This window comes from Enterobacter sp. KB-221C9 (assembly GCF_041320715.1).
Taxonomy (GTDB): Bacteria; Pseudomonadota; Gammaproteobacteria; order Enterobacterales; family Enterobacteriaceae; genus Enterobacter; species Enterobacter asburiae_D.
Map to the genome: position 1 here is coordinate 76,982 of NZ_JBGIWG010000006.1, position 9,271 is coordinate 86,252.

The 9,271-nt window shown below is 56.5% G+C and carries 8 protein-coding genes; 1 reads left to right on the forward strand and 7 read right to left on the reverse strand.

Going from position 1 to position 9,271, the window contains the following annotated elements; genetic code table 11:
- Positions 1-39: 39 nt before the first annotated feature.
- Entirely contained in the window at positions 40-585 is a 546-nt protein-coding gene (locus AB8846_RS10555) for a YfaZ family outer membrane protein (RefSeq protein WP_063143257.1), read from the reverse strand.
- Between the two features lie 410 nt (positions 586-995).
- Between AB8846_RS10555 and AB8846_RS10560 the strand changes: the two genes are divergently transcribed.
- Complete coding sequence (locus tag AB8846_RS10560; protein WP_370732674.1) at positions 996-2,354, forward strand: esterase-like activity of phytase family protein; 1,359 nt, start codon at positions 996-998, stop codon at positions 2,352-2,354.
- Positions 2,355-2,407: 53 nt separating this feature from the next.
- Here AB8846_RS10560 and yjiA read toward each other — a convergent pair whose 3' ends face one another.
- The 6 genes from yjiA to hpaB form a co-directional block, all read right to left on the reverse strand.
- Positions 2,408-3,361: a GTPase gene (yjiA, locus tag AB8846_RS10565; RefSeq protein ID WP_370732675.1), complete on the reverse strand. Its 954-nt coding sequence runs from the start codon at positions 3,359-3,361 to the stop codon at positions 2,408-2,410.
- Between the two features lie 10 nt (positions 3,362-3,371).
- Positions 3,372-3,575, reverse strand: coding sequence for a YbdD/YjiX family protein (locus tag AB8846_RS10570; RefSeq protein WP_003856610.1), 204 nt, complete (start codon positions 3,573-3,575; stop codon positions 3,372-3,374).
- 96 nt (positions 3,576-3,671) lie between these two features.
- Positions 3,672-5,825 (reverse strand): carbon starvation CstA family protein, encoded by a 2,154-nt coding sequence (locus AB8846_RS10575; protein ID WP_370732676.1) that lies wholly within the window; start codon positions 5,823-5,825, stop codon positions 3,672-3,674.
- A gap of 191 nt (positions 5,826-6,016) precedes the next feature.
- On the reverse strand, positions 6,017-6,934 hold the full coding sequence (locus AB8846_RS10580; RefSeq protein ID WP_063143260.1) for a YafY family protein: 918 nt from the start codon (positions 6,932-6,934) through the stop codon (positions 6,017-6,019).
- Between the two features lie 179 nt (positions 6,935-7,113).
- Positions 7,114-7,626, reverse strand: a complete 513-nt coding sequence (locus AB8846_RS10585; RefSeq protein ID WP_063143261.1) for a 4-hydroxyphenylacetate 3-monooxygenase reductase subunit — start codon at positions 7,624-7,626, stop codon at positions 7,114-7,116.
- A gap of 17 nt (positions 7,627-7,643) precedes the next feature.
- The gene (hpaB, locus tag AB8846_RS10590; protein WP_014168483.1) at positions 7,644-9,206 is read right to left on the reverse strand and encodes a 4-hydroxyphenylacetate 3-monooxygenase, oxygenase component; all 1,563 of its coding nucleotides are present in this window, start codon (positions 9,204-9,206) and stop codon (positions 7,644-7,646) included.
- Positions 9,207-9,271: the final 65 nt, after the last annotated feature.

Sequence of the window (9,271 nt, forward strand, 5' to 3'; positions counted from 1 at the left end):
CTGCCATCTGGCAGGTTTTTTTTGGTCAGTATTGGAACCTTAGAAGCTCACGCCGCCGCCCACATAGGCACCGTCAATCAGCGTATGGTTTGGACGACCGTCTTTGCCATCTACGCTCACGTGGCGGTAACCCACTTTCAGCGTAACCGGTTTGATTGGGGTCCAGCTGACGCCGCCGTTGGCTTCAACGTAGTTTTTCACGCTGTTGTTCAGGCCGTCTGGAGCCACATAGCCTTCACCGAAGACGTTAATGCTGTCCGTCAGGGCAACATTCACGCCGCCACCGATCGGGAACGCTACGCCGTTATCGCCTTTTTTCGGGCCGATGTAGATGGCTTTCGCGCCCGCATTCAGCATCACCGGGCCAACTTCCAGGTTGTAACCGGCACCCACGCCACCGGTCTGGGTGCCGTCATCGGTATTTTTGAGCCAGTTACCTTCGGTATACAGGCCAGATGAGGATTTACCCATTTCCACATTCAGGTTGGTGAAGTTTTTACCCTGCTCGATGCTGCCGCCCATGGCCAGAGCGGAGCCAGATACCGCGGTCAAAGCAGAAAGGATAAGAATGTTAAGTTTTTTCATGAGTATTTCCTCGTCATCAAATTAATCTGAGGACACCTTAACAAGCGAGGTTTATGACTGCAAATGTGATGTAAATCGCGTTTTTATACTGATATTGTTAAATTTTTTATTGAGGTTGTTGCGGTGGTGTTTGATTGTCGGGGTGTCAACGGGTGATGTTTTGGCGTTTAGGAACCGTTTAGTTTTTTGGCTAAACACAAACTGAACGAGGCGGGGAAAGTGATTTGAGATGAATTAATTGGGTTTCTAATAATTTCCAAAAATGTTTCGCCTGTCACACAAAACAACAAAGCCTTACATTTCGAGTGATGAATATACGTTCAATCGCGCAGGTCGGTTTCCTTTTCATGTCATTTTTCTGACACGTTTATTCTTTACGTTGTTGGCTTCACTAACTGGATGCTAACAATATGAAAAGAAAAATTATTCCTGTGCTAATCGGTTGTGCGCTCTCTTTCTCTGGCCTGGCGGCGCAGCCCACTGCTGAGCGCTATGTCGTGAGCTTCCCTGAAGGCTCCCACGTGAGCTACAGCGGCGCGTTTGCCAGCGCGTTTCCGAATGGACTGCCTGTGGGAATCGGTTCTGGCCTGCTGTTTACGGGCAAGCAGGGCGACGCCCTGACCTTTGCGACCGTGACCGATCGCGGTCCAAACGCCGATGCGCCAAAAATGGGTAAAAACGAAGCCAAAATATTTGTCACGCCAGATTTCGCGCCGCTGCTGATGACCATCCGCGTTCAGAACGGCAAAGCAGAGGCAACGGATGCCCGCCCGCTGCATGACGATAAAGGCGAGATTAACGGTCTGCCGCTGCAAAGCGGCGTGATTGGCTCCACCAATGAAGTGGCGTTCAGCGACACGCTAAAAATTCTGAAGGGCGACAACCGCGGGCTGGATACGGAAGGCATCACGCCGGACGGGAAAGGCGGCTACTGGCTGTGCGATGAGTATGGCCCGTTCCTGATTAACGTCGACGGCAAAGGGAAGATCCTGGCGATCCACGGGCCGCAGGCGGCGGAAGGGGAGAAATCCATCGCGGGCGGTCTGCCAAACATTATCAAATGGCGCCAGGCGAATCGGGGCTTTGAAGGCCTGACCCGGATGCCGGACGGGCGGATTATCGCCGCCGTGCAAAGCACGCTGGATATCGACGGTAAGAGCAAAAAGCAGGCGCTGTTTACGCGTCTGGTGAGCTTCGACCCGGCGACCGGCAAAACCGCGATGTACGGTTACCCCATCGACAGCGCGGCCTACGGCAAAAACAGCGACGCCAAAATCGGCGACATCGTGGCGCTCGATGACCAGCACATCCTGCTGATTGAGCAGGGAAGCGATAAAAACGACGGGATGCGTAACCTCATTTACAAGGTGGATCTCAGCAAGGCGAGCGACCTTTCCGCCTTTGACAAGCCGGGCGAGTACCCGGAGTTTGATGATGAGAAAACCCTGGCGCAGCGCGGCATAACGCTTGCGGCTAAAACGCAGGTTGTCGACCTGCGCGCGCTGGGCTGGCAGCAGGAGAAGGCCGAAGGGCTGGCGCTGATCGACAGCAAAACGCTGGCGGTGGCGAACGATAACGACTTTGGCGTGAAGGTGGCGATGCAAAACCCGGTCGAGGGCAAGAAGCTCAAGGATTATCGGGTGAACGCGGAAGGCAAGCTGACGCTGGATGATAAACCGGTTGAGACCACGCTCAGCGTGAAGCCGCTGAAGAAACCGGAGTCAGACAGCGAGCTGTGGATTGTGACGCTGCCGGACGCGGTGAAATAGGTTTACCCCTCACCCTAACCCTCTCCCCATAGGGGAGAGGGGATGCATGGCGGTTATTTCTTCAGCCCCGCAAACGCCGCTCGAATTTCTTCTTCCGGGAGTTGGATACCTATAAACACCATCACGCTGCGCGGCGCTTCATCGCCCCAGGGTCTGTCCCAGTCGGCGCTGTACAGGCGCTGCACGCCCTGGAACAGCAGGCGGTTCGGCTCGCCGTCAATCCACAGCATCCCTTTGTAGCGCAGCAGCTTGTCGGCAAACGACAGCAGCAGGTTTTCCATCACGCGCGAAACCTCGCCGATGTCCACCGGGTAGTCCAGTTCGACCACAATCGACGCCACGTCGTTTTGCTTATCGCCCATAAAGTGGAAGCGCGGTTTTGTGGTGACGTTCTCTTCCAGCATAAAGCCGTTGGTGTTGAACAGCTGAGACAGATCGATGTCGCCGTGCGTCACCGTGAATATCGGCGCACGGGAGTTAATGCGGGTCAGGCGCTCGCGCAGCTTAACGCTTTCGCCCGCCACGTCAGTTTTGGTCAGCAGGATGCGGTCGGCATAGCCCACCTGAGACTGGGCGATGGTGAACTGGTTCATCTGCTCGTCGGCGTGAACCGCATCCACCAGGGCAATCACGCCGTCCAGCAGGTAGCGCTGGCAAAGAATTTCGTGCGAGAAAAAGGTCTGAATAATCGGGCCGGGGTCGGCCATGCCGGTGCACTCGATCACCAGACGGTCAAAGTCGATCTCGCCGCGATCGCGGCTGTCGAGCAGGTCCAGCAGGGCGTCTTCTAATTCGTTAGAGCGGGTGCAGCAGATGCAGCCGTTGGTGAGGGTTTTGATCTGGGTGGCGCGATCGCCAATCAGCTGATCGTCTACCGAGACCTCACCGAATTCGTTTTCGATAACGGCGATTTTGAAGCCGTGCTGTTCATTCAGGATGTGGCGCAGCAGGGTGGTTTTACCGGCGCCGAGGAAACCGGTCAGCAGGGTAACGGCAATCGGGGTCATGGTCTCTCCTTTAGCAGCAGCGGACGCCGCCTTCTCCACTTCCGCCGTAGCGCGCTTCCTGACGCTCGCGGAAGAATTCGGTGTAGGTCATGTACGGCTTATCCGGATGGTTGGTCTTCATATGCTCAACGTAGTTGTCATAGTCCGGAATGCCAATCAGCATTTTTGCCGCCTGACCGAGGTATTTTTTTGCTTCGCCTAAGTTACCAAACATTGTGGGTTCCAGACAGAAAAAGCCCGGTGGCGCTACGCTTACCGGGCCTACAGTTTCTGTGTAGGGCGGGTCAGCGTAGCGCCACCCGCCATTTTGTTAATGGTGTGAAGAGGTCTTCACGCCGCCTTCCGGCACCGGCACGTACGGGGTTTCTTTATCCGTACGGCCGTCGGCGTTACGCACGTTCATCCAGGTTTTGATGCCGTAGAAGATGATGCTGTACACCACCACCAGGAACAGAATGCTCAGACCCGCGTTGGTGTAGTTGTTCACCACGATATGGTTCATGTTGGCAATCTGCTGCGCGGTCAGATCCGCGCCGCCTGCGGCAATCTTCTCTTTATACTGGTTAGCCATGAAGAAGAAGCCTTCCAGCTGCGGGTTGGCGCTGAACAGCTTCAGGCCAAGCGCCCAGGTGGTGCAGAGCAGCAGCCACAGCGCAGGAACAACCGTTACCCAGATGTATTTGGTGCGTTTCATCTTCACGAGGACCACGGTACCGAGCACCAGAGCAACGGCTGCGAGCATCTGGTTAGAGATACCGAACAGCGGCCACAGGCTCTTCACGCCGCCGAGCGGGTCGACAACGCCCTGATACAGCAGGTAGCCCCACAGGCCGACGCAGCCCGCAGTACCGAGAATACCGGCGACCAGAGAGTCGGTTTTCTTCAGGAACGGCACGAAGTTACCGAGCAGGTCCTGCAACATGAAGCGGCCCGCACGGGTACCGGCGTCCAGCGCGGTCAGGATGAACAGCGCTTCGAACAGAATACCGAAGTGGTACCAGAAGCCCATGTCCGCCCACGGCAGCACTTTGTGGAACACGTGTGCGATACCTACGGCCAGCGTCGGTGCACCACCTGCGCGGTTCAGCACGGACGGTTCGCCGATGTCCTTCGCGGTCTGCATGATCTGCTCAGGCGAAATCACGAAGCCCCAGGAGCTGACGGTCGCCGCCGCGTGTGCGCTCGCGTCCTTCAGCTGCGCCATAATCAGCGCCGCGTTGTCACCGCCCATCTCGTGCAGGTTTGGCATGGTAATGCCGAGGCCCGCAGGAGGGGTGTTCATCGCGAAGTACAGACCCGGTTCGATAATGGAGGCTGCAACCAGCGCCATGATCGCCACGAAGGACTCCATCAGCATCGCGCCGTAGCCGATCAGACGCGCGTCTTTCTCGTTCGCCAGCAGCTTAGGCGTAGTACCGGACGCAATCAGGGCGTGGAAGCCGGAGACCGCACCGCAGGCGATGGTGATGAACAGGAACGGGAACAGGGCGCCTTTCCACAGCGGGCCGGTACCGTCGATGTACTGCGTTACCGCAGGCATTTTCAGATCCGGGTTAATCACCAGGATGCCGAACGCCAGACCGACGATAACGCCGATTTTAAGGAAGGTCGCCAGGTAGTCGCGCGGGGCCAGAATCAGCCAGACCGGCAGCAGCGCGGAAATAAACGCATAGCCAATCAGCGCGAAGGTGATGGTGGTGTCCTTGAAGGTCAGCGCCGGGCCCCAATACGGGTCGTGCGCAATCACGCCGCCGAAGTAGATAGAGGCTACCAGCAGCACGATACCAATCACCGACACCTCACCCACGCGGCCCGGACGCAGGAATCGCATGTAGATCCCCATGAACAGTGCAATCGGCACGGTAGAGCAGACGGTGAAGACGCCCCACGGGCTTTCGGCCAGCGCTTTCACCACGATCAGGGCCAGCACCGCGAGGATGATGATCATGATCAGGAAGCAGCCGAACAGGGCGATAGTCCCCGGCACGCGGCCCATCTCTTCTTTGACCATCTCACCCAGAGAGGCGCCGTTACGGCGAGAAGAGATAAACAGCACCATAAAGTCCTGCACCGCACCGGCCAGCACTACGCCGGCGAGCAGCCACAGGGTGCCCGGCAGGTAGCCCATCTGCGCGGCCAGCACCGGGCCGACCAGCGGGCCTGCACCGGCGATAGCGGCAAAGTGGTGACCAAACAGCACGTAGCGGTTGGTTGGCACGTAGTTCAGGCCGTCATTGTTAATGACCGCCGGGGTGGCGCGCGTCGGGTCGAGCTTCATGACCTTCTGCGCGATGTACAAGCTGTAGTAGCGATAAGCAACAAGATAGACGGAAACGGACGCGACCACGATCCACAGGGCGCTTACGTGTTCGCCCCGGCGTAATGCGACAACCGCCAGACAAAAAGCGCCGAGGATCCCGAGTAAGGCCCAGGGCACGTGCTTCAGTAGTTTTTTAGTATCCATAGTAAGACCTGGTTTTTTATGTAAAGAAAAAAGGGTCAGGGTTCGTTGTGAGGAGGTATTGATTAATGCTGGAGCGATCGTGCCAGATCCTCGCGCGTGTAAAGGACGGTAAATGAGTGAGTGGTTGAAAGTACCGGGTGAGCGGTCAAAGGGGGCGACGAGCGGTTCCGGCTCGCCGCAAAGGGACGAAATTATGTGATTGAGATCACTTGATTATTCGGGTTGCGTTCCACCGCCAGATAGTTCTCCAGCGTTCCGATCAGTTTTTCCTTAAGCCAGCTCGGCTCCAGAATCTGAATATGGGGCAGCCAGTAGAACAGCAGCGGCAGGATCTGGTTCTCGTGCGCCGCCTGGCAGCGCAGCGTGACGCCACCCTGTTGCTCCTCCAGCAGCTCTTGTTCCGGCAGAAGATCGCGGCGAAGGAAGTAATGCGAAATATTATCCTTGATGAATATTTTCACCGCGAAAGTATTTTCAGATACCCAGGGGTCGAGGCTTTTTTCCAGCAGCTCAAGGACATTTTCTTCCGGGGTGAAGGTCGTTTTCTGAATATCAAACCAGCTAATCTGGCTCAATGAGAAGGATTTCAGGCGGCTATTTTCGGTGGCTTGTAAATACCATATATTTTTTTTGTTAATGAGTTTATAGGGATTAATCAGCCGGGTTTTCCCCTTATAAACAATCTGACAAACATTATGGTTTTTAATCGAACTCTCGATTTTCGTTAAATGACGGCGAATATCACGCTGTACCGTGTGTTCGGCTTCATTCGCAAGAATAAGAATATGGTTTTCGTCAACGCGCGTTTCAAGCTTCTGCCAGAATTCCGTATTTCTTTCAGGGAAAAAGCTGTCGGCATTCAGGAAGTTAGCAAGGGTGTGATGTAAGCCTTGTCCACCGGGCGATTGTGCAGAATGGATCAGTCGATATAGCCCGTTACCGGTATGTTCAACAATGGGAGAGAGGGCATTTAAATCCCGGTAGACGGTGCGCTCGGTAATTTTAAATTTTTCCATTAGCGCACTGCGGTTTACCACACCGTTTAAATGTAGCTCAACCAGAATATCGACCAGACGTTCAGCCGAGCGGCTCCGCGTCGTTTTAGCCATAAGGTCATCCTGTATATTTAGGTATGCGCTGAATGATGCGGGTGCACTGACAGGCGGTGTCAGTATTCAGTCACAGAAAATTTCTCTTATGGTTATATAACGGCGTGATTTAGCGGAAACCTTAGGAATTTTTGTAGAAAGCGGCGCTGGCCGAAGAAAAAGGCCAGCGCGAGGGGGGATCACACGGCGGCTTCCGCCTCCAGCATGACCGGGTGGAAACGGCGCTTAAAGTAGATCAGGCCGTGGCCCTCTTCACTGAGGATGATGTTTTTAATTTCAACGAGATAAACAAGATGCGTGCCGATGGTTTGCACCTGGCTAATCTCGCCTTCCAGGCTGGCCAGCGCGCCTTTCAGCACCGGCTGCGCCAGCGGACCTTTCTGCCAGCAGGAGAGGGTAAAGCGCTCCTCCATCGTCATACCGGTCATCCCGGCGAAATGGCGAGCCATGATCTCCTGCTCATGGTTCAGCACGTTAACGCACAGCCTGCCGTTGCCCTGAAATACCGGGTTCATGGCGCTGTTGGCGTTGATGCACACCATGACCGACGGCGGGGTGTCAGTCACCGAACAGACGGCGGTGGCGGTAATGCCGCAGCGGCCCGCCTCGCCCTCGGTGGTGATCACATTGACCGCCGCCGACAGGCTGCTCATTGCGTCGCGAAAACGCAGGCGTTGTTCATCTAAATGCATTGCAACCTCCCGCTGCGCTATTTCAGCAGCTTATCCAGCATGTTGATATCGCTGTTGTTGTGCAGGTGCGGCACCGTCCAGCCGTGTTGGTCGTATTCGGACATGCAGCGGTCGACCATCGCCATCATCTTGTCCATGTTGCCGGAGCTCTGCGCCTGACGCAGACACTGCAGGCGGATCTCATCCTGGCTCCCTGAGTAGTTGATTTCGTACAGCTCGTGACGACCGCCAAACTCGCTGCCGATGGCATCCCACATCAGCTTCAAAATCTTGATGCGTTCGACGTGATCCATCCCGTTGGAGCCGCGCACGTATTTCGCCAGATACTGGTCGATCTGCGGGTTGTTCAGATCCCGGGCGCTGGACGGCAGGTAAATCAGTCCGGACGTCACGTTACGCTCGATGATGTTCTTGATCTTCGCGTAGGCCATTGGCGCCATCACGCGGTAGGTTTGCAGCGCGGCGTGATCCGGCAGATACGCGCCGTTGACCCACGGCGTGGCTTCGGAACACATAGAGTCGCTCAGCGCCCAGAACATGTTGCGCCAGGCCACCACTTCACCGAGATCCGCCTGCACGCCGCGGAACTCCAGGGTACCGGTGCACTCGAGCGATTTCTTCAGCAGGGCGGTGATGAAGTCGAGCTTCACTGCCAGGCGCACGCAGGCCTGCAGCGGGTACATGCGGGCAAATCCGCCTTCCATCGTCCAGCGACGGCAGCGGTCGAAATCGCGGTAGATCAGCACGTTTTCCCACGGGATCAGCACGTGATCCATCACCAGGATCGCGTCGTTCTCGTCGAAGCGGCTGGAGAGCGGGTAGTCGTACGGGGATCCGGTTGCGCCTGCCACCATCTCGTAAGAGGCGCGGGAGATCAGCTTCACGCCTTCGGCATCCATTGGCGCGACGAACATCAGCGCGAAGTCCGGGTTTTCGCCCATCACCTGCGCGGAGCCGAAGCCGATCATGTTGTAGTGGGTCAGCGCCGAGTTGGTTGCCACCACTTTCGCGCCGCTGACGATGATCCCGGCGTCGGTCTCTTTCTCCAGCTTGATGTAGACGTCTTTCACCTCGTCAGCCGGCTTGTGGCGGTCGATCGGCGGGTTAACGATGGCGTGGTTGAAGTACAGGCCGGTTTCCTGAATGCGTGTGTACCAGTTACGGGCGTTCTGCTCGAACTGGCCGTAGAAGGCCGGGTTGGCGCCGAGCGCGCAGCCGAACGCGGCTTTGTAGTCCGGCGTGCGGCCCATCCAGCCGTAGCTCAGGCGCGACCACTCGGCGATGGCGTCGCGCTGCTGGCGCAGGTCGTCGGCGCTTTTCGCCACGCGGAAGAACTTGTGGGTATAGCCGCCGCTGCCGGTGTCGGTGCCCCAGCAGAGGGTATCCTGCATGTCCGGCTTGTGCAGCGCGTCGTACATCTGCGCGATGGAGGCCGCCGCGTTGCGAAACGCCGGATGGGTGGTGACGTCTTTGACGCGCTCGCCGTAGATATAAATCTCACGACCGTCCTGCAGGCTCTTTAAATACTCTTCGCCGGTTAACGGACGTTTGGCATCAGCGCGGAAATCTTCAGGCTTCATAGGGACCTCGTATCGGAATTGTGTTGTTAAATTTATGTTTTGTTTTTGTTGTTTAATTGAAGCCT